The organism is Haloarchaeobius litoreus (assembly GCF_024495425.1).
GTDB lineage: Archaea > Halobacteriota > Halobacteria > Halobacteriales > Natrialbaceae > Haloarchaeobius > Haloarchaeobius litoreus.
Map to the genome: position 1 here is coordinate 728208 of NZ_JANHJR010000003.1, position 20287 is coordinate 748494.

Below are 20287 nucleotides of genomic sequence, written 5' to 3' on the forward strand. Positions count from 1 at the left end.
CCGACTGACTGCTGGATGCCGTCCAGGTGGTTACCAGCCGACCGGACCCGGTGAGCGACCCGGACCGACGCGGCACCCTACGCGATGGGGCCGTCGGCGTTCCCGGAGAACGTGTTGCCGGACTCGGTCAGGCTGGAGCCGTCCTCCGCGATGATGCCCGCCGTCGAGCTGTCCCGGAGCGTCGAGTTCTCCACCGTCGCCATCTCGGAGCTCTGGACGTAGACGTTCGCCCAGCCGCCGTTGCCACCGTTGGCGACCTCGCAGTTGTCCAGCCGGTTGTCGGGGTTCAGCGAAGCGAACTCGATGCCGGACCAGAAGCCGGGGACGTCGGCGTCACCCCGGAAGGTGATGGGGCCGTCTGGGTTGCCGTCCGCACCGAGGCTCCCGCCCTCCTCGACGGAGAGCAGTGAGCCCTGTGCGAAGGTGAACGTCGCGCCGGGGTCGACGGTGACGTCGGCCCGGATGCGACCGTTCCCCGGGAAGTGAACCGGGACGTCGGGCAGGTTCCAGTCGGCGGCCTGGGTGACCGCCTCGTCGGCGACCTCGATGCGGTTCTCGCCGTCGTCGTCGAGGAAGACCGTGTCCGGGCCGACCTGGCCGAGGCTGGGGAGTGGAATCCGCATCGAGCCCTGCTGGTTGCCCGTGAAACCGGCCCCCTCGAACGTGGGCAGGGTCGTGTTCGCCTCCGCGTGGAGTCCGTAGGTGGCCGAGTCGACGAGACTGGCGTTGTCGATGGACACCCGCCCGCCGTTCTGGACGTAGACGTTCGCCCAGCCGTCGGCACCGCCGCCGGCGACCAGGGTGTTCGAGAGGCTGTTCCGGTCGTTCGAGACGATCTCGATGCCCCGCCAGAACCCGGGCGTCCCCGTCTGCTCGCCCACGAACCTGACCGGCGACGCTGCCTCCCCGCGTACGTCGAGAATACCGCCCCGCTCGACCGACAGCAGCGCTCCCTGCCCGAACCGACAGAGCGCACCCGCCTCGACCGCCACCGCGGCCTCGATGGTCGCCCCCTCCGGGAAGACGTACGGCGCGTCGATGGCGGGCCAGACCGAGTCCTGCGTGACGGTCTCGTGGTCCACGACGACCTTCCCCGGGAGGTGGTTGTTGGTGTACGTCGTGGAGAGTTCGAGGTCGGGGAGGGCCGTCGCCGGGATGCGCATCGACCCAGACGGGTTGTCGAGGAACGAGCAGTCCGAGAACGACGTGAAGCCGGTGTTCGCCTCGGCGTGGACCCCGAACGTCGACGAGCGGTCGAACATGCACCTGTGGAACGCCGCCGTCGCACCGTTCTGGAGGTAGACGTTCGCCCAGCCGCCGGCCCCGCCGAAGCGGATGATGGTGTTGTCGAACGATGCCTCGACGCTCCCCGCGGTCACCTCGATACCCTTCCAGCTCCCCGGTTCGTGGGTCTCGCTGCGGAACACGGTGGGTAACTCCTCCGTGCCGGTACTGACGAGCGTCGCCCCGTCACCGACCGACAGCAGCGTGTCGGCCGCCGTATCGACGACCGTACTGTCGACCGTCAGCGTCGCGCCGTTCGCGACGGTCACGTCGCCGCTCATGCGGTACCGGTCGCAGTCCCAGGTGGTGTCCTCGGTGATGGTGCCCGAGACCTCGACGGGCGACTCGCAGGCCGAGTCCGATGTGGTGTCGGTTCCCTGTTGCTGCTGTGTCGTCGACTGTGTGGTCTGTCGTTGCGTCGTCGATGCCTGCGTCGGCGGTGCCGTCGTCGACGCACCCGACGAACCATCGGTACCGTTCGAGCTACAGCCCGCGAGACCGACCATCGTGAGGGGGACGCCGGCCCGGAGCAGCTCCCGTCGCGAGAAATCCATGACTGTAGAGTGATATGTGCGGGCTTAACGTTTCTTGCCGACTGGCACCCCGATGACACATCGCCACCGGTCGCGACCGTCATGTCACCGGGACGACGAGCGGTGGGGCACTCACCCCCGGGTGAGTGGAGGCTATAGTCCGGCGGCTCCAACGTACCGAACTGAATGCTGTCTCGCAGACGCCGCGTCCTGCTGGTGGTGGCGGCGGGAGAGCTCCTGGTCATGTCGCTGTGGTTCAGTGCGAGCGCCGCTGCCCCCGAACTGGCCGCCGAGTGGGGGCTCACGGCGACCGAGACGGCGTGGCTCACCATCGCGGTCCAGCTGGGGTTCGTCGTCGGCGCGCTGCTGTCCGCCATCCTCACGCTCTCCGACGTCGTCCGGCCGCGGTACCTCATCGCCGCCTCAGCCGTCGGCGGCGCGGCCTGTACGGCACTCATCGCGGGCGTCGTCACCAGCGCGGTACCGGCCATCGTCCTGCGGTTTCTGACCGGTGTCGCACTCGCCGGCGTCTACCCGCCGGGGATGAAGCTGCTCGCCGGCTGGTTCAGGGAGGGTCGTGGGTTCGCCATCGGTACCATGGTGGGAGCACTGACCGTCGGCTCGGCACTTCCCCACCTCCTCCGTTCCCTCGGCGGCGTCGGGGAGCCACGGGTCGTCCTCTACGGTGCAGCCGCGCTCGCGACGGTCGGTGGCCTCCTCGTGCTGCTGGTCGAACCGGGGCCGTACCAGGCCCCGGCGGCCCCCTTCGACCCGGGAGCCATCGGCCGCATCCTCCGGGACCGCGAGACGATGCTGGCCAACGGCGGCTACTTCGGCCACATGTGGGAGCTGTACGCCGTCTGGACGTGGATTCCGGCCTACCTCGTCGCGAGCCTCGCTGCGGGCGGCGGGAGCAGCGAGTCCGCCAGCCTCGCCTCGCTGCTCGCGTTCGGGACGATCGGCGTCGGCGGGCTGGGTGCCGTCCTCGCCGGGTCGGCCGCCGACAGGCTGGGCCGCACCTCGGTCACCAGCGCGAGCATGGTCGTCAGCGGGGTCGCCTGCCTCGGTGCTGGCCTGGTGTTCGGCTCGTCGCTCGTCCTGCTGGTCCCGTTCGTACTCGTCTGGGGCGTCGCCATCGTCGCCGACTCGGCGCAGTTCTCGGCGGCCGTCTCGGAGCTCGCCGAGGAGTCCTACGTCGGGACGGCGCTGACGCTCCAGACCGCCATCGGCTTCCTGCTGACCACCGTCTCCATCCAGCTGGTTCCCGTACTCGTCGGCGTGGTCGGCTGGCGATGGGCGTTCGCACCGCTCGCGCTCGGGCCCCTCGTCGGCACGCTGTCGATGCTCCGGCTCCGCGGGTCGGCCGCCGCCTCGAAGCTCGCCGGCGGGCGGCGGTAGGGGTGGTCAGTCCACGCCGTCCCAGCCGTCGATGGCGTCGCCGCCGGGCCAATCGGTGGAGGACGCCCGCGGCGCGGTTCGTGGACAGACCAGGATGTTCGCGAGTCGACAGAAAAGCGGTCTCGCCCTACCCGACGACGGTGCCGTCGGCAGAGGTGCCGCCGCGGTTGAACGACGTGATCTTCACCCGAATCACGTCGCCGACAGCGGCTCCCGACGGCACGTCCTCGGCGAAGACGACGAACCCCTCGACCTTGCCGACGGCGACGCGCTCGCCGGAGTGGTGGTCGGTGAACTCGGTGATGCCGAACTCGACGGTGTCGCCGATGTCGACCGGCGCGTCGCGCTGCTGGGCCGACTCGTGGGCACGCCTTGACTCACGGGCGTCGCTGCTACCGCGTCGCCGGAGTACGACCGCGACGGCGACGAGGAGCACGACGGCTGCTGCGCCACCGGCGATGTAGAGCTGTTGCATGGACGCGTGGTCGCCACCCGTCGGGAAATAGCTTGGCGGTACGTGCCTCGGTCAGGGGTGGCGGTGCCGACGTCGGTCACGGCTCCGGGGCGCGCCACGCCACCGCGACGCCGACGAGGCCGAGCAGTCCCGCGAGGAGGAACGCGACATCGTAGCTCGTCACGTCGATGAGCGCGCCGCCGACGATGGGTGCGAGGAACGCCCCGGCGAGCCCGACACTCGTCAGGAACGCGACGGCGGTGGCGGCGACCGCGGGCTCGACGAGCTCGCGGACGTAGGCGAACACGAGGCCGAGACACAGCTGGATGGCGAAGCCGGCGACCAACAGCGCGGCGACGACGAGCGGCACGGTCGGCAGGAAGGTGAACGTGGCGACGGCCGGCGTCGCGACCGCGAAGGAGGCCAGCACGACCGGGCGGCGGCGGCCGTCGAACAGCCGGTCCGAGAGCACGCCGCCGCTGATGCGCGAGAGGACGCCGACCGCGGGGAACAGCGCCGAGAGCGCGCCGCTGACCACGAGCGAGAGCCGGAGTTCGTCGGTCAGATAGGAGGGTGCCCAGCTGTTGACGAACAGGTAGAGCGAGTAGCCGAGGAAGCCGAGCACGCCGACGAGCCAGACGCGCCGGTCGGTGACGACCCGCGAGAGGTCCGCGAACGTCGGCGTCCGCGTGTCCCTCGCGCGGCCGCTCCCCCGGCTGGTCGGCCAGAAGAGCGCGAGGCCGACGACCGAGAGCGCGGTGAACGCCGGGAAGATGGCGGGCCAGCCGAACGCCTCGGCGACGACCGGTGCGGCAGCCTGCCCGACGGCGAAGCCGACCGGGCCACTGGCGGTGAACGTCGCGACGGCGGTCGCCTGCCGCTCCGCCTCGAACGACCGGCCGACGACGTCGATGCCGGCGTTCCAGACGACGACGTATGCGAGCCCGCCGAGGACGCGCGAGGCGAGCACCATCGCGAAGGAGCCGGCGCTCGCGGCGTACCAGCCCCAGACGCCGGCGACGAGCAGGAGGCCGACCGCGACGGCCACCGCGTACCGGGAGTTCGTCCGGTCGAGGACGACGCCGACGGGGATGCTGGCGACGACGGCGGTGCCGAACATCACGCTGACGATGAGCCCGGCCGCGGAGGGGCCGATGTCGAGGGACTGCCGGATGAGCGTCGTCACGCTCGCCGGCGCGAGCTCGTACGCTCCGAGCGAGACGGACATGACGCTCGCGCCGAGGAGCAGTCCCCGGCGAGCGCGCTCGCTGGCGACGGCCGGGCCGTCCCCCGGGCCGGCCGTGTCGTCGGGCGTCTCCGCATCGTCGGAACCGTCGGTCGTGGACACGCCACACCGATTCCCCCGGCCACCGTATCAAGCTGTCGTGCGGACTGCTCACGGGACACATAGTCGTGTCCCGCCGTCGACGAGCGGGCCGACGGCACGCAGCCCCACCCACCGGCCAGAACGACACTTTCTGCTGGTTCGACTGGACCCAGTTCGTCTCATCGTACCACGTTCTCCAGTGGAAACAAAGGGGGAGCGGCAGACCAACATCGCTATTCGCATCGAGTGCCTAGCGCCGCCCATGCGCCGCCGCACGTTCCTCGCGAGCTCGGCCGCCCTCGGCACGGCCGGCCTCGCGGGCTGTCTCGCAGGGGGGAACGGAAACGTCACCGTCGTCGACGGGGAGACCATCACGCTCCAGCCCGTCGACAAGACCCACGACTGGCACCAGGCGGAGTCCGCCAGGTTCGTCGACGCACGCGGGACCGGGCAGTACGAGCAGTCACACATCGTCGACGCCGTGAGCAGTCCGGCGTCGAGCCCCGGCGGGCCCGACGACCCGGTCATGGACTGGGACCCCGACACCCGCATCGTCTGCTACTGCGGCTGCCCGCACCACCTCTCCGCGATGCGGGCCGCACACCTCCAGCAGAACGGCTACTCGGACGTGCACGTCATCGACGAGGGGTTCTACGAGTGGGTGGACCGCGGCTACCCCATCACCGGCCGGTCGAGCACCGCGTTCTACGAGATCAGCGGCGAGACCGACCCGAACGACGCCGGCGAGATGGCCTGGGTCCGCGACCTCGCGTCCGACCAGGACGAGGCCGCACCCATCGCCGACGACGGCTCGTACACCGTCCACGTCCGCTTCGCCGACATCACCGAGGAGACGGTGCTGACGCTGTCGACGCCGTCGTACACCGTCGAGGCACCGCTCGGCAGGCTGGCCGACGGACTGGTCACCGGTCCCTGAATCCGGACCGCCGCGCTACCCCTGTGCCTGCTCCAGCAGGCAGGAGATGCTGCAGTAGTAGTGGCGTATCTGCTGGGTCGAGCCCTTGTACTCCATCGGTTTCACGACCTCGATGTGCGTCTCTGCTTCCTCGTCGATGTCCTCCATGCAGACGTTACACTGTGCCATGGCTTATCGAACCCCCGTATGGTGCCGCCCGCCCGCTGAAATCGACCCCATGTGAATGGTGTACACGATGTTGCGGACTGCACAATCATAAGGTTTGTAGCCGAACAGCACGGCTGGACCCGGGATATTCCGGCTCGCCAAGCCTCAGCGGCCGGTCTCGTACTCGCCGTCGCGCTCGCGGCGGGCGCGTTCGCGGACGACGCTCGGCGTGCGACACCGGCCCGGCTCGTCGGTCACCTGCGGGACGGTGCAGTTGTTGCAGTTCTCACAGAGCGCACCGGTCGTGTCGGGCACGTCACCGAGCAGCCGGGCCGGGAGCCGCGGTTCGGCGTAGAACGGTCGCGCCATCCCGACGAGGTCGCACGACTCCCCGAGCAGGCGGTCGATGCGTCCACGCTCCCTGATGCCGCCCTCCAGCATGACGGGCACGTCCACGGCGTCGCGGATGCGCCGGGCGACGTCCGCGTTCCACGCCGGCTCGAAGCCGTAGAACAGCGACTCGACCCTGTTCCCGAGTTTCACCGCCTCGGTCCGGAATCGCCCCCCAAACGCCTCGTGGTACGCCGGCTGGAGCGACGACTCGCCCCACGCCCGGGCCGGGTACTCCCCCCGGACGATGCTCATGTCCCAGACGACCGAGGTCTCGACCGGCGCGAGCGCGTCGTAGCCGATCTCGGCCAGCCGCTCCGCGATGACCACCGCGTCGTCGCCGTCGATACGTCGCCGAACCACGGGCGGGCTCGGCGTCTCCACGGGGACCTTCGTCACCAGCGGCGCGTCGCCCGCCCGGTCGCGGAACTCGTCGTGGACCAGTTCGAGGAAGCGCACGCCGTCCGCAAACTCGTCGTCGCGCCGGTTGTAGAACGGCGAGAGGAACTGCTGGACGATGCCCATGTTCGCCCCGGCGACGTGGACGCCGTCGTAGCCCGCGTCGATGGCCCGCGCCCCCGCGACGGCGAAGTCCCGCGCCAGCTCCCGGACCTCCCGCGTCGAGAGGACGTGCGGCGAGAAGTCGAGGAAGCCCAGCCGGTCCAGCAGCCGGAGCTGCCACGGCGGGCGCGAGACGGCGAGCTGGTCGAGGGCTGGATGCTCGGCGCGGTAGCCGGCGTGCCACGTCTCCATGCTCCGCAGGCCGCCGTGTTCCAGCTGGCAGAAGATGTGGCTCCCATGCTCGTGGATTCGCCCCGTCAGGCGTTCGAGCTCGGCGACGAACTCCGGGTCGTGGACCCGGGTCATCCCCGGCGCGGCACAGCCGCCCTCGCCCCGGACGATGGTCGCGCCCTGACAGAGCAGACCCGCGCCCGTCGCCGCTCCCGGCTCTAAATCCTGGATGAGGGTGTCGACCGCGCCGTCACCGTTGCCCGCGCACTCCAGCAGCGGCGCGCGGTAGAGCCGGTTCGGGAGGGTCAGCGACCCGACGTCGACCGGGTCGTCCAGCGTCGGCATGGGTGGAGGTTCGGGGGCGAACGAGGAAAACCCGTGGGGTGGTGCACCAAGAACTAACTCGACATATCTCGATGCTGTCGGTATGGTCCAGCTCTCTCGACGTGCCCTCCTCCGGGCCAGCGCGCTGCCCGTCGCCGTCGGCGTCGGTGGCTGCTTCGGCTTCTTCGAATCCTATCCCCCGACCGATCTCCTCGTCGTCAACGGGGACGATGCCAGCCGTCCACTCTGGGTGCGTGTCACCGACACCGAGGGGACGACGCTGTTCGAGGAGACGTACACCGTGCCGGCGAACGGCCGGCTCGAACGCGAGGATATCGTCGACACCGGTCCGATTCGGGTGTTCGCGTACTCCGACGAGGACGAGACAGCCGTCCCCGCAGACGCGTGGTTCGACTTCGAGGGCTGTCGGCAGGCCCGGCCCGTCATCACGATTCGGGAGAGTCACGTCAGTCGAATCGGGAAGCAGGACACCTGCCGGCCGACCGAGTCGACCTACGAGTAGTTCGGGGGACTACTCCCCGTCGCCGTCACCTGCCACCGCCACGTCGAACGCGGGAGGGTCGGCGTCGGCGACCGAGGGCAGCCGCCGAATCCGCGGACGCAAGAGCGTGTAGAGCCCGGTGAACCCGAAGCCGACGGCGGCGAGGCCCATGGTCGTCGTCGTTCCCAGCACCGCGGCGACGACGCCGCCGACGAGCGAGCCGAGCGGCAGCGTTGCCCCGGAGGCGGTCCCCTTGACCGAGGAGACGCGGCCGAGCAGGTCCTTCGGGAACACCGTCTGGTTCAGCGTCGCCGTGAGCACGCCGCTCGCGCCGGCGGGCACCCACGAGAGGCCGAACAGGACGACGGTGAGCGCGGGCGTCGGCGCGTAGACGGCGGCGAGCCAGCAGCACGCGCCCAGCGAGTGGCCGACGAGCAGCAGTCTCCCGTACTGGACGTCCTCCAGGTAGGGGGCGACGACCGACCCGATAAGCCGGCCGATGCCGAGCGCGCCGAGCAGCAGGCCGTAGATCGCGGGGCCGCCGAGCCCGCTGCCGAACGACGGCAGGATGGCGAGCGTCACGCCGATGGCGAAGTTCGCGACGGCGGTCATGAGTATCAGCTCGACGAAGACGGTCCCGCGAAGGGTGTCGATGCCGGCACGCAGGTCGTCGAGGTAGCCGGCGAGGACGGACTCGTCACGGCCCGTCGTCGTCTCATCGTCGGTCTCCGCCGCGTCGCCGGAGAGCCCGATACCGGCGAACAGCAGCGCGGCGAGCGCGAACGTCACCGAGTCGAACAGGAACAGCGTCGTCGCGCCGAAGACGGCGATGAACGCGCCGCCGAGCGCGTCGAACACCATGTCCAGTCCGAGCGTGACCGTCGCGAGGGCGGAGTTGGCGTTCGAGAGCCGCGTCTCGGGGACGATGCGGGGCAGCAGCGTCGTCTGCATCGGTGCCATCACCAGCGTCGACAGCACCAGCAGGGGGACGACGGCGAGGATGACCCCGACACTGAGGTTCCCCGTCGCGGCCGCGAGCGGCAGCGCGAGGACAACGACGCCCTGGACGAGCTGCGAGCCCACGAGCACGGGCTTGAGCGGGAGGCGGTCCACGATGGGGCCGGCGAGTATCTGGAGGAGCCACGGCAGCAGCAGCATCGAGTTCGCGATACCGGTCAGCACCGTCGAGCCGCTCAGCTCGAAGACGAGCCAGAGGACGGCGACGGTGTAGAGGCTGTCGCCGGCGTTGGTGACGAACTGGCCGGCGAAGAAGCGCCGGAAGTCGCGGTTGCGCCAGAGCGACGGCTGTCGGTCGGCGGGCGGTTCTGGGTCGGTCGACGAGCCGGGGTCGGTCGTCGATGGTTCGTGCGTCGGCGATGCGTCGTCTGTCTGCGATTCTGCGTCGTGTGAGTCGCGGCTCGTCGCCGGCGACTCGGAGGCTGTCGGCATCTGTGTCTGTGTTCGAGTGGGACACTGCGGCTACGGAACGTAGCGAGGCGAACCCGAGTGCTGCAGCTATCGGGCCGCGATGGAAGCAGGCGGCGAGCGGGGGTCGAACACCGGACGGCCGAGATGCCGGCGAGTCATGTAACGGTTCGAGTGGACCGTGGACGGTGTGGTATAAAGAACTGGGGCCGGTGTGTCACGCTGCGACACACGACCCGGCTTCACCGGCCGACCACCCGAACACGACAGTTTAAACCACGACAGGAGCCAAGGGAGGGTAGATGAAGACAGCGGACGTGCCGGGAGTCCCGTCGGCCTTCGTCGACCAGCTCCACGAGCAGGGCATCGAGGAGCTGTACCCGCCGCAGGCCGAGGCCGTCGAAGCGGGAGTGACCGACGGGCAGAGCCTCGTCGCCTCCGTCCCCACCGCCTCTGGGAAGACGCTCGTCGCCCAGCTGGCGATGCTGTCGGCGGTCCAGCGCGGCGGGAAGGCGCTCTACATCGTCCCGTTGCGCGCGCTGGCGTCGGAGAAGAAGGCGGAGTTCGAGGCGTTCGAGGCGTTCGGCGTGAGCGTCGGGGTCACGACGGGCAACTACGAGTCCGACGGCGGCTGGCTCGCCGAGAAGGACATCGTCGTGGCGACCAGCGAGAAGGTCGACTCGCTGGTGCGCAACGGCGCGCCGTGGCTGGCGGACCTGACCTGCGTCGTCGCCGACGAGGTCCACCTCATCGACGACCGGAACCGGGGGCCGACGCTGGAGGTCACCCTCGCGAAGCTCCGGCAGACCAACCCCGGGCTGCAGGTCGTCGCCCTCTCCGCGACGGTCGGCAACGCCGAGGACATCGCGGAGTGGCTCGACGCCGAGCTCGTCGACTCGGATTGGCGACCCATCGAGCTCCGGAAGGGAGTCCACTACGGACAGGCGCTGCACTTCGAGAACGACAGCAAGCGGGAGGTGCCGGTGCGAAACGGCGAGAAGCAGACCGCCGGCCTCGTCCGGGACACGCTCTCGGAGGGCGGCTCGACGCTGGTGTTCGTCAACTCCCGCCGGAACGCGGAGGCGTCGGCCCGTCGGCTCGGGGACGTGGTCGAGCCGTTCCTCGATAGCGAGACGAAGGAGACCCTCGCCGACCTCGCCGACGAGATCCGTGGCGTGAGCGACGCGGAGACGAGCGACGACCTCGCCGACGCGGTTGCGAAGGGTGCGGCGTTCCACCACGCCGGGCTCGCCCGCGAGCACCGCCAGCTCGTCGAGGACGCGTTCCGCGAGCGCAAACTGAAGGTCGTCTCGGCCACACCGACGCTCGCCGCGGGCGTGAACACACCGAGCCGACGCGTCGTCGTGCGGGACTGGCGACGCTACGACGGCACCGGGATGCAGCCCCTGTCGGTGCTCGAGGTCCACCAGATGATGGGTCGGGCGGGCCGCCCCGGCCGTGACCCCTACGGCGAGGCGGTGCTGCTCGCGAACAGCCACGAGGACATCGAGGAGCTCCAGGAGCGGTACGTCGACGCCGAGCCCGAGGACGTCCGGTCGAAGCTGGCGGTCGAGCCGGCGATGCGGACCCACGTGCTCGCGACCATCGCGTCCGGCTTCGCCCGGACCCGCGAGGGGCTGCTTTCGTTCCTCGAACAGACGCTCTACGCCAGCCAGTCAACGGAGGAGGGCCGGCTGGAGCGGGTGGCCGACAGCGTCGTCGACTACCTCGTCCAGAACGGCTTCGTCGAGCGCGACGGCGACGAACTCGCGGCGACGAACGTCGGCTACACCGTCTCGATGCTCTACCTCGACCCGATGAGCGCGGCGACCATCATCGACGGGCTGGAGTCCATCGCGGGCGCGAGCGAGCCGACGACCGAGTTCGAGGCCGAGGAGACGACGGCGGGCTTCCAGACGTTCACCCGGAGCGACGAGGATGGTGTGGCCGACGACGGCGATGGCGAAGCGCCGGCAGCCGCGGACGCCGGCGTCGAGAAGCCGACGCCGCTCGGGCTCTACCAGCTGCTCTCGCGCACGCCGGACATGTACGAGCTCTACCTGAAATCCGGCGACCGGGAGGAGTACACGGAGGTGTTCTACGAGCGCGAGGCGGAGCTGCTCGGCCCCGCGCCGACGGAGTACGAGGAGGACCGCTTCGAGGACTGGCTCTCCGCACTCAAGACCGCCCGGATGCTGGAGGACTGGGCGGACGAGGTCGACGAGGACCGCATCACCGAGCGCTACGACGTGGGTCCGGGCGACCTGCGCGGGAAGGTCGAGACGGCGGAGTGGCTGCTCGGCGCGACCGAGCGCATCGCGGGCGAGCTCGACCTCCCCGGTCCGGTCACGGTCGGCGTCCGCGAGGCGAAGAAACGGGTGCAGGACGGCGTCCGCGAGGAGCTGCTCGAACTCGTCTCCGTCCGCGAGGTCGGCCGGAAGCGCGCCCGGCGGCTCTACGACGCCGGCATCGAGGACCGGGAGGCCCTCCGCACCGTCGACAAGTCGGTCGTGCTCGCCGCGCTCGGCGACCGGCCGAAGACCGCCGAGACCATCATGCAGAACGCCGGCCGCGAGGACCCCTCCGTCGAGGGCGTCGACCCGGCGAGCGAGGTGGTCGCCGACGGCGACGGTGGCGACGGTGGCGACGCGACCGGTACGGAGGACCAGGACGAGGAACCGCAGAGCCAGACCAGCCTGGGTGACTTCTGATGCGGGTGATCCAGGGCCGGACGACGGTCGCCGACGTCGACGAGTTCCTCGCGTTCCTCGATTCGGTCGCCGACGAGCACGACTGCGTCGTCCAGGCGTTCGACGCCAGATACGTCGTCGACGAGGCCCACCTCCGCACCGCGGTCGACCGCGCGGCCAGAGCGTGGCGGCGCGACGACGCCATCGCCCGGGACCCCGGCGTCGAGATGTTGCTGTACGCCGCGGGCCGCCGGCAGATCTCCCGCGCACTCGAACTCGGGGTGAGCGAGGGCGAGGCTGTGCCGGTCGTCGCCGTGGTCGTCGGCGCGTTCCCGGGCGACCCGTTCGAGACGGACGACCGTGAGGCCGCCGCGGCGGACGCACTCGCCGCCGAGTGGACCGACGACGCGGTGCTCGGGACGGCGACCGACGAGGCACGCATCTGCGAGTTCTTCGGGATTACAGACGCCGAACGCACCGCGACCGCCGCCTCGCTCTCCGAACTCGTCCGCGAGCGGGTGTCGCTGCTCGTCGTCGAGAAGTAGGGGCAGGTGTCCGGGACCGGGGCCCGTCAACCATATACCCGGCTCGGACGAAGCCCAGCCCATGCGAGTCGAGTTTGACCGGGACACCTGTATCGGGATGTTCCAGTGCGTGGCGGAGTGGGGCGAGGGCTTCGAGAAGGACACCGACGACGGGAAGGCGGACCTCGTGGGGGGTGAGGAGGTCGAGGACGACGTCTTCGTCCGCGAGGTTCCGGAGGGTCAGGAGCTGGACGCGAAGTTCGCGGCGCGGTCGTGTCCGGTCGACGCCATCGTCGTGTACGACGACGACGGCGAGCAGCTCGTCCCGTAGCGTGCGAACGACTGACAACTGCTTTAGGGTGGGAGTTCGATACGAGTATACATGAGTGCGATGCCCCGGATCCTCGTCGTCGACGGCGACGAGGACCGGGCCGGGGAGACGGCGACTGTACTGGCGGCGGTCGGGGACGAGGTGGACCTCGAGATCGCCGGGAGCGACGACGAGGCGCTCTCGGCCATCGGACGGGCGGTGCCGGACTGTGTCGTGACCGAGCAGGACCTGGGCGAGGCGACCGGGGTGGAGCTGCTCGAGACGGTTCGGACGGTCCACGGGCAGGTGCCGGTCGTGCTGTGTACGGCGGTCGGGAGCGAACGGGTGGCCGAGCAGGCAGTCGCGGCGGGCGTGGACGGCTACGTGCGGCGGAAGACCGGCAACTGGGAGGACCGGCTGTGCGAGCGCGTCAGCGCGTGTCTCGACGCCGGGACCGGGACCGACCGGCTGAAGGAACGGGCGCTGGACGAGGCACCCGTCGGCATCACCATCGCGGACGCGAACGCGCCGGACATTCCGCTGGTGTACGTCAACGAGTCGTTCGTGCGGCTGACGGGGTACGAGCGCGAGGACGCGATCGGCAAGAACTGTCGGTTCCTCCAGGGCGAGGACTCCGACCCCGCGGCGATCAAGGCGCTCCGCGACGCCATCGAGGCCCAGGATTCGGAGTCGGTCGAACTGGTGAACTACACGGAAGACGGCGAACGTTTCTGGAACCGTGTGGACATCGCGCCGGTCCGGGACAGCGCGGGCGAGGTGACACACTTCGTGGGCTTCCAGACGGACGTGACCGACCGCGTGGAGGCCGAGCGCACGGCCGAGCACCGCGCCGCGATGCTGGACACCGAGCGCGCCGGGCTCGAACACCTGCTCGACCGGGTGAACGGCGTCGTCCAGGAGACGACCCGGGCGCTGGTCGAGTCGACGACCCGGGCGGCCATCGAGCGGAACGTCACCGAACTGCTCGCGGACACCGACCCGTACACCTGCGCGTGGATCGGCGAACCGGACCTGGCCGACGACAGCATCCGACCGAGCGCCATCGTCGGCGGGAGCGCGGAGGGTGACGCTCTCGAACTCGGCCGGAGCGACGGCCCGGTGGCCCGCGCAATCGAGACGGGCGAGGTGCAGGTCGCCTCGGTCGACGACATCCCGACAGCGGCGTGGCACGCGGCCCGGACCGACGAGCAATGCGAGATGCTGGCTGCCATCCCGCTGGTGTACCGGGACGCCCGCTACGGTGTGCTGACGGTGTACACCTCGGACGCGGAGGCGCTGGACGAGCGCGAGGTGGCCATCCTCGCCGCACTCGGCCGGATGGTCGCGACGGCGGTGTCGGCGGCGGAGACGCGGCGCACGCTGACCGCGGACGACATCGTCGAGCTCTCGTTCCACGTCGACGACCGGTCGGTGTTCTTCGTGGACGTTGCCCAGCGTGCGGACGCGACGCTCTCGTACGCGGGGTCCGTGTACCGGGACGACGACACGCTCGGGATGTTCTTCACCGTGGAGTCGGACGACCCCGACAGCGTCGTCGAGATCGCCGAGGAGCACGACGACGTGGCCTCGGCGAAGGTCATCACCCGGAACGGAGGCATCTCGCTCGTCGAGTTCAGCATCGGCAGTTCGGGGCTGCTCTCGACGCTCGCGGAGTACGGCGGCGACGTGACCGGCATCGAGGCGTCGCCGGAGACGACGACCGTCGAGGTGGAGCTCCCCCGGGAGGCCAACGCCCGGACCGTCGTCGACAACGTCGAGCAGGCGTTCGACGGCGTCAGTCTCGGCGCGTACCGCGAGCGCCAGCGTGCCGCGACGACGAAACAGGAGTTCATCGCCGCGCTGGAGGAGGAGCTGACCGACCGGCAGCTGACCGCGCTCCAGCGGGCGTACTTCGGTGACTTCTTCGAGTGGCCGCGCCCGACGAGCGGCGACGACCTCGCGGAGTCGATGGGCATCGCCCGCTCGACGTACCACCAGCACCTGCGGGCGGCCGAGCGCAAACTGGTCGGCGAGTTCTTCGACCGGCCCTGAGCGCCACCAGCGGACGGACTGACAGGTCCGGGACAACAGTTATGATAATCGCTGTCGATGCATCTCATAACCATGTCGACCGACGACTACACCGCTCGTCTCCGCGAGTGGGCGGAACTGCTCGACGTTCGAGTATCCGAGGCACAGGCACGTTCCGCGCGCGTCGAGGTCGCCGGGCCGCCGTCGCAGCGTGACGGCGACGAACCGACGTAGGAACCGACCTACGCGATCTTGTCGTACTGTTCGGAGAGCTTGTCGGCGGCCTCGCCGAGCTGGTCGCGCTCGAACTCGGAGAGGTCCCACTCCACGATCTCCTCGACGCCGTCACTGCCGAGCTTGACGGGGACGCCGAGACCCACGTCGTCGTGGCCGAACTCGCCCTGGAGCTTGACCGACGCCGGGAGCACCTCGCCGGTGTCGCGCAGGATGGCCTCGACCATGTGGGCGACGCCCGTCGCCGGGCCCCACTCGGTCGCGCCCTTGCGCTCGATGACGTTCATCGCGGACTCCTTCAGGTCGCCGAGGATCTCCTCCTTCTCGTCGTCGCTGAACTCGGGGTCCGCGCCGTCGACGCGGACCTTCGAGAAGACGGGGACCTGCGCGTCGCCGTGCTCGCCCAGGATGGTCGCCTCGACGTTCTGGACCTCCGTGTCGAAGCGCTCCGAGAGCACGTAGCGGAACCGTGCGGAGTCGAGTCGGCCACCGAAGCCGATGACCTCGTTCCGGTCGCGGTCGCCCACCTCGTACAGGTGGCGGTTGAGCAGGTCGACCGGGTTCGACGTCGTCACGGTGATGAAGTCGTCGTTGTGCTCGGCGAGCGACGAGCCGATGTCCTCCATGATGGGCGCGTTGTCGCCCGCGAGGTCGATGCGGGTCTGGCCGGGCTGGCGCGGGATGCCCGCCGTGATGACGACGACGTCCGAGCCAGCAGTGTCCGCGTACGTGCCCTGCCGGACCGACGTGTTCGAGTCGTACGCGATACCGTGGTTGGTGTCCGCTGCCTGGCCCACCGTCACGTCCTCCTGGTCCGGGATGTCCACGAAGACGAGCTCGTCGACCACGTCACGAAGCGCGAGGTTGTAGCCTGCGGCGGCCCCAACGGTGCCGGCCGCACCGACTACGCTAACTTTCGCCATAACACTCGAAACTGCTCTCGATTCTCGGTTAAACGTGTCGAAGTCGGCATTGCTGGCGACGAAGGCCCGCTACACCGCTGGCCCGAGCCACGGCGACGAGTCGATGGCAGTACCCTTTTCGACCTCGCACACGTTCTCCCCCACATGAGCGAGGAGTTCGACAAGGAAGCCGAACGAGAGAAGTTGCGCGAGCAGTTCGCATCGGAGGAGCAGGAGCGCGAACAGACACGCCGCATGAGCGAACTCCTGCTGAAGGGCGCGACGATGACGAACAGGCACTGCGACCGCTGTGGCGACCCCATCTTCCGACAGAACGGCCAGGAGTTCTGTCCCTCGTGTCAGGGTCGCGGGCAGGCGGCCGCACAACAGCAGCAACAGCAGCGAGAGCAGCGGCCCGCCGAGGCCGACGAGGGGACGGAGCCGGTGGCCGACACCGCACCAGAGCAGGACGACGACGGGACGCCGACGACGCCTGCACAGCCAGCCCCGCCGAACAGCGGCCACGGCCGCCGTGTCCCCTCGTCCAGAAGCCGCGACGCGCCGGCCCACGGGGCGGACACCGGTGGACGGGGACCGGAGTCGGTCGAGCCCACCGGCGAGTTCGACGACGCTGTCGCGGCAGTCGAGGAGACCATCCGCCGGTTCAGCGCGGCCGCCGCGAACACCGACGACCCCGAGCGCGCACGGGAGTACCTGAAGACCGTCCGCGAGGCGACCGAGACGCTGGCGGCGCTCCAGAGTCGCTGAAACGAGAACCGTCCGCCGTCGCTACCGCCCTGGCTCGTACTGGCTTCCGACGACCTCGCGGATGCGTTCTGCGGTGACCGACCCGACGCCGTCGACCTCCAGCAGCTCCTCCTCCGTCGCCGACAGCGCGTCCTCGACCGTCCCGAAGTGCGCGAGCAGCGACCGTGCCGTCACCGGGCCGATGTCCGCGATGGCCCCGACGACGTACTCCTGCTGCTCGGTGAGGGTCTTCTTCGCCTTCTCACCGTGGACCGACACCTCGCGGTCGTTCTTCGTCTGCTCGCGCCCCGCGATGACCGCGAGCAGGTCACGGGTATCGGCCTCGCTCTCGGTGCGGAGGACGCTCACGCCGAAGTCGACCGCGAGCGACGCCAGCGCGCCCCGGACCGCGTTCGGGTGGATGTCGCGCGTGCCGACGAGGCTGTCCGTCCCCTCGATGATGAGCACGGGCCGGGCGTAGTGCCCCGAGAGGTCCCTGAGCTGTTCGAACAGCGAGCGGTCGCTGCCGGTGAGCGTGTCGAGGAAGTCCGAGACCGACTTTCGCTCGACGGCGACCCGGTCCGAGAGCACGTAGTCGCCCACCTCCAGCGTCTCCAGCCGGGTCGTCACGTCGTCCCGGGTCGAGAGCTCGCGAGGGATGGCGGAGTCCATCTCGCGCTGGTCGACGACGATCTCGGCGAGGTCCTCGTCGGGGTCGGAGTCCGGCGTGGCGACCACGCCGTCGCTGGCGGCGGCCCCGGTCGCGGACTCGGTTTCGTCGGCGGTTCCCTCGCTCTCGTCGTCGGTGGTCCCGGGCTCGTCGTCGCCACCGAACTCCTGCAGCCCGGGCTGCATCTCCGACTCGCCCTCACCGTCGTCGAACTCGCCGAGGCTGGTCTGGCCGTCGTCGAGGTCCGCGGCCACCTCGTCGGCGACGCCCTTCAGCTCGCGCAGCTCGGACTCCATCTGCTTCTCCTTGCGCCGCGATATCCAGAAGTACGCCTCGTCGCGGGTGTCCTCGGCCATGAGGACGACGACGCGGCCCTCGGTCTGGCGGCCGGTCCGACCCTTGCGCTGGATGGACCGGATGGCCGTCGGCACGGGTTCGTAGAACAGCACGAGGTCGACCTCGGGCACGTCCAGTCCCTCCTCGGCGACGCTGGTCGAGACGAGCACCTCGAACTCGCCGTCCTTGAACGCCGAGAGGGTCTCCTGTTGCTGTTTCTGGGTCATCCCGTCGGAGCCCTCCTTGTCGCCCTGGCCGACGAACCGGCGCGTCTCGAAGTGGTTCGAGAGGAAGTCGGTGAGCGCCTCGGCGGTGTCCCGGGACTCGGTGAAGACGATGACGCGCTCGCCGTCCTCGATGCCGAGCGTCTCCGCGAGCAGGATGCGCGCCTTCCGGTACTTCGGGTGGATGTCGTCGAACGAGTGCGCGCGGCGGATGGCCTCCTCGACCTTCGGCTCGGATATCATTCGCTGGCTGGCCTTCGACGCACCCGACGACCTGGCGGCGTTCTGCTGGCGCTCGAAGTACCGGCAGGTCGCCTCGACCGACTGCGTCTCGACGTACGTGACGGCGGTCCGGAGCTTGCGTATCTCCGCGAGGAAGCTCATCCCCTCGTAGCCCGCGGACTGGTCGTTGTCCATCATCTGGCGGAGCTGGGACTGGATCTCGTGTATCTCGCGCTCGGAGAGGTCCGGCGAGGTCTTCCGGGTGACCCCGAGCTCCTTGAGCTTGCCCAGTCGGTCCGAGATGACGTCGTTGAGCGCGTCGCGTATCTCGATGACCTCCTCCGGCAGCTGGATCTTCTGCCACTCGACCTCGGTGTCGTGGGTGTACTCGTCGACGTCGGCGTCCTCCTCGGTCATCACCTCGACCGCGCGGATGCCGAGGTTCTCACAGACCTCCCCGATCTCCTCGGCGTCGCCGCCGGGCGAGGCGCTCATGCCGGTGACGAGCGGGTCGGTGGCGTCGCCGTGGTAGCGCTCGGCGATGAAGTTGTAGGCGTAGTCGCCGGTCGCGCGGTGGCACTCGTCGAACGTGATGTGGGTCACGTCCCGCAGGGAGATGCGGCCGCCGACGAGGTCGTTCTCGACGACCTGCGGCGTCGCGATGACGATGGTCGCGTCCTCCCAGAGTGCTGCGCGGTCGTCCGGGCTCACGTCGCCGGTGAACACCACGATCTCGTCGTCCGGAATCGTGAGGGCCTCGCGGTAGAACTCGGCGTGCTGCTGGACGAGGGGCTTCGTCGGCGCGAGCAGCAGCGACTTCCCGCCGACCTCGTCGAGCCGGCGGGCGGTGACCAGCAGGCTGACCGTCGTCTTCCCGAGGCCGGTCGGCAGACAGACGAGGGTGTGGTCCTCGGTCGCGGTGCCGGCCAGTCTGAGCTGGTAGAGCCGTCGTTCGAGGAATCCGGGCGTGAGCAAGGGGTGCTCGATGGACTCCCCGTCGCTGTCCGTCGTCGCCATCTACCGCGGGGTTGGGCGTCGTCCCGGTTAAGGGTTCGCCGAACGCGGTGAAAGTGAAACGACGGGTCCGCGTGGCCGCGCCGTCGGTCGCTTCCTCAGTCGATGAGTTCGCCGACGAGCTCGATGAGCAGCTCCTCGTCGCCGACGACGGCGACGACGACGGCGAGCACGAGCAGGACGACCGCTGCCGCGATGACGAGTTCGAGTGTGGTCATCGTTCACCCGAACTGTGTCCACGCCTCGCCGATGTAGCCTGGACCTACGCACCTAGGCGGTCCCGCGGGCGGGGTCGGGCCCCCGCAACCGCGTCACGCGACCGCCGTGACGACCGCCTCGACGGGCTCGCCGGTGGCGACGAGCACCACGGCGGCGGTCACCGACGCGAGGATAGGGATGGTGATGTTGTCGTCGATGACGTACGTCGCCACGACCGGCTTGACGCCGTCGGCCAGCGTCGCCGCGACCGCCGCCGCGACCGCCGCCGTCAGGGGGAGGAACGGCAGCGCGAACGCGAAGGAGACGACGAACATCGTCCCGAGCACGCGGGCCGGCTTGACCCGCCGGAGCTCGTCGGAACCGAGCAGGCCGCTGATGGGGTCGCCGATGGTCAGCATGTACATCGCCGGCACCGCGACCACCGGAGTGAACAGCAGCCCGGCGAACGTCCCGCCGATGATGTAGAGCGCGTAGCCCGCGAGGTTCTCCTGCTCGTACTCGCGGGTGAGCTTCTCGAAGATGGCCCAGTCGAGGCCGACGAACAGCCGGACGACCTCCAGCCCGAGGGCGACGACGGTCCCCAGGACGAGCACGTAGCGGACCACCTGCCAGGGGAGCTCCGGAACGGCGTCGAGCTGGCCGACGACCCACGCGGTCGGCAGTATCGCCCCGCTCGCGTGGACCAGCCGTCTGGCGACCTCGTCGTTCATC

At 69.8% G+C, this 20287-nt stretch carries 18 protein-coding genes; 9 read left to right on the plus strand and 9 right to left on the minus strand.

The annotated features are described in order from the left end of the window. Positions 1 to 77 precede the first annotated feature (77 nt). Entirely contained in the window at positions 78 to 1838 is a 1761-nt protein-coding gene (locus tag NOW55_RS16065) for a right-handed parallel beta-helix repeat-containing protein (protein ID WP_256401125.1), read from the minus strand. Between the two features lie 165 nt (positions 1839 to 2003). On the opposite strand from NOW55_RS16065, the gene NOW55_RS16070 reads away from it, so the two are divergent. Then, the gene (locus NOW55_RS16070) at positions 2004 to 3215 is read left to right on the plus strand and encodes an MFS transporter (protein ID WP_256401126.1); all 1212 of its coding nucleotides are present in this window, start codon (positions 2004 to 2006) and stop codon (positions 3213 to 3215) included. 127 nt (positions 3216 to 3342) lie between these two features. Here the strand turns inward: NOW55_RS16070 and NOW55_RS16075 are convergent, their stop codons facing one another. Together NOW55_RS16075 and NOW55_RS16080 are read right to left on the minus strand one after the other, a co-directional pair. Then, the gene (locus NOW55_RS16075) at positions 3343 to 3690 is read right to left on the minus strand and encodes a TRAM domain-containing protein (RefSeq protein WP_256401127.1); all 348 of its coding nucleotides are present in this window, start codon (positions 3688 to 3690) and stop codon (positions 3343 to 3345) included. 76 nt (positions 3691 to 3766) lie between these two features. Next, positions 3767 to 4897: an MFS transporter gene (locus NOW55_RS16080; protein WP_368407782.1), complete on the minus strand. Its 1131-nt coding sequence runs from the start codon at positions 4895 to 4897 to the stop codon at positions 3767 to 3769. 361 nt (positions 4898 to 5258) lie between these two features. On the opposite strand from NOW55_RS16080, the gene NOW55_RS16085 reads away from it, so the two are divergent. Beyond that, positions 5259 to 5933, plus strand: a complete 675-nt coding sequence (locus NOW55_RS16085) for a rhodanese-like domain-containing protein (RefSeq protein ID WP_256401128.1) — start codon at positions 5259 to 5261, stop codon at positions 5931 to 5933. 15 nt (positions 5934 to 5948) lie between these two features. Here NOW55_RS16085 and NOW55_RS16090 read toward each other — a convergent pair whose 3' ends face one another. Next, positions 5949 to 6101: a hypothetical protein gene (locus tag NOW55_RS16090; protein WP_256401129.1), complete on the minus strand. Its 153-nt coding sequence runs from the start codon at positions 6099 to 6101 to the stop codon at positions 5949 to 5951. A 144-nt stretch (positions 6102 to 6245) separates the two neighbouring features. Continuing rightward, positions 6246 to 7547 (minus strand): oxidoreductase, encoded by a 1302-nt coding sequence (locus NOW55_RS16095; RefSeq protein ID WP_256401130.1) that lies wholly within the window; start codon positions 7545 to 7547, stop codon positions 6246 to 6248. Positions 7548 to 7629: 82 nt separating this feature from the next. Here NOW55_RS16095 and NOW55_RS16100 point away from each other — a divergent pair, with 82 nt between their 5' ends. Continuing rightward, positions 7630 to 8049 (plus strand): hypothetical protein, encoded by a 420-nt coding sequence (locus NOW55_RS16100; protein ID WP_256401131.1) that lies wholly within the window; start codon positions 7630 to 7632, stop codon positions 8047 to 8049. A gap of 9 nt (positions 8050 to 8058) precedes the next feature. On the opposite strand, the gene NOW55_RS16105 is transcribed toward NOW55_RS16100, so the two are convergent. Beyond that, entirely contained in the window at positions 8059 to 9477 is a 1419-nt protein-coding gene (locus tag NOW55_RS16105) for an MFS transporter (protein ID WP_256401132.1), read from the minus strand. A 278-nt stretch (positions 9478 to 9755) separates the two neighbouring features. On the opposite strand from NOW55_RS16105, the gene NOW55_RS16110 reads away from it, so the two are divergent. From NOW55_RS16110 to NOW55_RS16130, 5 genes are all read left to right on the plus strand, one after another. After that, positions 9756 to 12164: an ATP-dependent DNA helicase gene (locus NOW55_RS16110; protein ID WP_256401133.1), complete on the plus strand. Its 2409-nt coding sequence runs from the start codon at positions 9756 to 9758 to the stop codon at positions 12162 to 12164. Continuing rightward, positions 12164 to 12688 carry a KEOPS complex subunit Cgi121 gene (gene cgi121, locus NOW55_RS16115; RefSeq protein WP_256401134.1) on the plus strand — a complete coding sequence of 175 codons (525 nt, stop codon included), beginning with the start codon at positions 12164 to 12166 and terminating at the stop codon, positions 12686 to 12688. Before NOW55_RS16110 ends, cgi121 begins: the two co-directional genes overlap by 1 nt. A 61-nt stretch (positions 12689 to 12749) precedes the next feature. Then, positions 12750 to 12998: a ferredoxin gene (locus NOW55_RS16120; protein WP_256401135.1), complete on the plus strand. Its 249-nt coding sequence runs from the start codon at positions 12750 to 12752 to the stop codon at positions 12996 to 12998. Between the two features lie 51 nt (positions 12999 to 13049). Next, positions 13050 to 15029 carry a bacterio-opsin activator domain-containing protein gene (locus NOW55_RS16125; protein WP_256401136.1) on the plus strand — a complete coding sequence of 660 codons (1980 nt, stop codon included), beginning with the start codon at positions 13050 to 13052 and terminating at the stop codon, positions 15027 to 15029. Between the two features lie 72 nt (positions 15030 to 15101). Further along, positions 15102 to 15242: a hypothetical protein gene (locus NOW55_RS16130; RefSeq protein ID WP_256295932.1), complete on the plus strand. Its 141-nt coding sequence runs from the start codon at positions 15102 to 15104 to the stop codon at positions 15240 to 15242. Between the two features lie 8 nt (positions 15243 to 15250). On the opposite strand, the gene mdh is transcribed toward NOW55_RS16130, so the two are convergent. Next, a complete protein-coding gene (gene mdh, locus NOW55_RS16135) occupies positions 15251 to 16165 on the minus strand; it encodes a malate dehydrogenase (protein WP_256401137.1) in 915 nt (304 codons plus the stop codon). A gap of 144 nt (positions 16166 to 16309) precedes the next feature. Between mdh and NOW55_RS16140 the strand changes: the two genes are divergently transcribed. Further along, positions 16310 to 16912 (plus strand): Sjogren's syndrome/scleroderma autoantigen 1 family protein, encoded by a 603-nt coding sequence (locus tag NOW55_RS16140; RefSeq protein ID WP_256401138.1) that lies wholly within the window; start codon positions 16310 to 16312, stop codon positions 16910 to 16912. Positions 16913 to 16933: 21 nt separating this feature from the next. Here NOW55_RS16140 and NOW55_RS16145 read toward each other — a convergent pair whose 3' ends face one another. Beyond that, positions 16934 to 19360, minus strand: coding sequence for a DEAD/DEAH box helicase (locus tag NOW55_RS16145; RefSeq protein WP_256401139.1), 2427 nt, complete (start codon positions 19358 to 19360; stop codon positions 16934 to 16936). Between the two features lie 308 nt (positions 19361 to 19668). Then, entirely contained in the window at positions 19669 to 20286 is a 618-nt protein-coding gene (locus tag NOW55_RS16150) for a diacylglycerol/polyprenol kinase family protein (RefSeq protein WP_256401140.1), read from the minus strand. Position 20287: the final 1 nt, after the last annotated feature.

Excerpts from the sequence above, each read along its gene's own strand:
- NOW55_RS16065 (WP_256401125.1), bottom strand. The coding sequence starts at position 1,838 with ATGGATTTCTCGCGACGGGAGCTGCTCCGGGCCGGCGTCCCCCTCACG.
- NOW55_RS16070 (WP_256401126.1), top strand. The coding sequence starts at position 2,004 with ATGCTGTCTCGCAGACGCCGCGTCCTGCTGGTGGTGGCGGCGGGAGAG.
- NOW55_RS16075 (WP_256401127.1), bottom strand. The coding sequence starts at position 3,690 with ATGCAACAGCTCTACATCGCCGGTGGCGCAGCAGCCGTCGTGCTCCTC.
- NOW55_RS16080 (WP_368407782.1), bottom strand. The coding sequence starts at position 4,897 with ATGTCCGTCTCGCTCGGAGCGTACGAGCTCGCGCCGGCGAGCGTGACG.
- NOW55_RS16085 (WP_256401128.1), top strand. The coding sequence starts at position 5,259 with ATGCGCCGCCGCACGTTCCTCGCGAGCTCGGCCGCCCTCGGCACGGCC.
- NOW55_RS16090 (WP_256401129.1), bottom strand. The coding sequence starts at position 6,101 with ATGGCACAGTGTAACGTCTGCATGGAGGACATCGACGAGGAAGCAGAG.
- NOW55_RS16095 (WP_256401130.1), bottom strand. The coding sequence starts at position 7,547 with ATGCCGACGCTGGACGACCCGGTCGACGTCGGGTCGCTGACCCTCCCG.
- NOW55_RS16100 (WP_256401131.1), top strand. The coding sequence starts at position 7,630 with ATGGTCCAGCTCTCTCGACGTGCCCTCCTCCGGGCCAGCGCGCTGCCC.
- NOW55_RS16105 (WP_256401132.1), bottom strand. The coding sequence starts at position 9,477 with ATGCCGACAGCCTCCGAGTCGCCGGCGACGAGCCGCGACTCACACGAC.
- NOW55_RS16110 (WP_256401133.1), top strand. The coding sequence starts at position 9,756 with ATGAAGACAGCGGACGTGCCGGGAGTCCCGTCGGCCTTCGTCGACCAG.
- cgi121 (WP_256401134.1), top strand. The coding sequence starts at position 12,164 with ATGCGGGTGATCCAGGGCCGGACGACGGTCGCCGACGTCGACGAGTTC.
- NOW55_RS16120 (WP_256401135.1), top strand. The coding sequence starts at position 12,750 with ATGCGAGTCGAGTTTGACCGGGACACCTGTATCGGGATGTTCCAGTGC.
- NOW55_RS16125 (WP_256401136.1), top strand. The coding sequence starts at position 13,050 with ATGAGTGCGATGCCCCGGATCCTCGTCGTCGACGGCGACGAGGACCGG.
- NOW55_RS16130 (WP_256295932.1), top strand. The coding sequence starts at position 15,102 with ATGTCGACCGACGACTACACCGCTCGTCTCCGCGAGTGGGCGGAACTG.
- mdh (WP_256401137.1), bottom strand. The coding sequence starts at position 16,165 with ATGGCGAAAGTTAGCGTAGTCGGTGCGGCCGGCACCGTTGGGGCCGCC.
- NOW55_RS16140 (WP_256401138.1), top strand. The coding sequence starts at position 16,310 with ATGAGCGAGGAGTTCGACAAGGAAGCCGAACGAGAGAAGTTGCGCGAG.
- NOW55_RS16145 (WP_256401139.1), bottom strand. The coding sequence starts at position 19,360 with ATGGCGACGACGGACAGCGACGGGGAGTCCATCGAGCACCCCTTGCTC.
- NOW55_RS16150 (WP_256401140.1), bottom strand. The coding sequence starts at position 20,286 with ATGAACGACGAGGTCGCCAGACGGCTGGTCCACGCGAGCGGGGCGATA.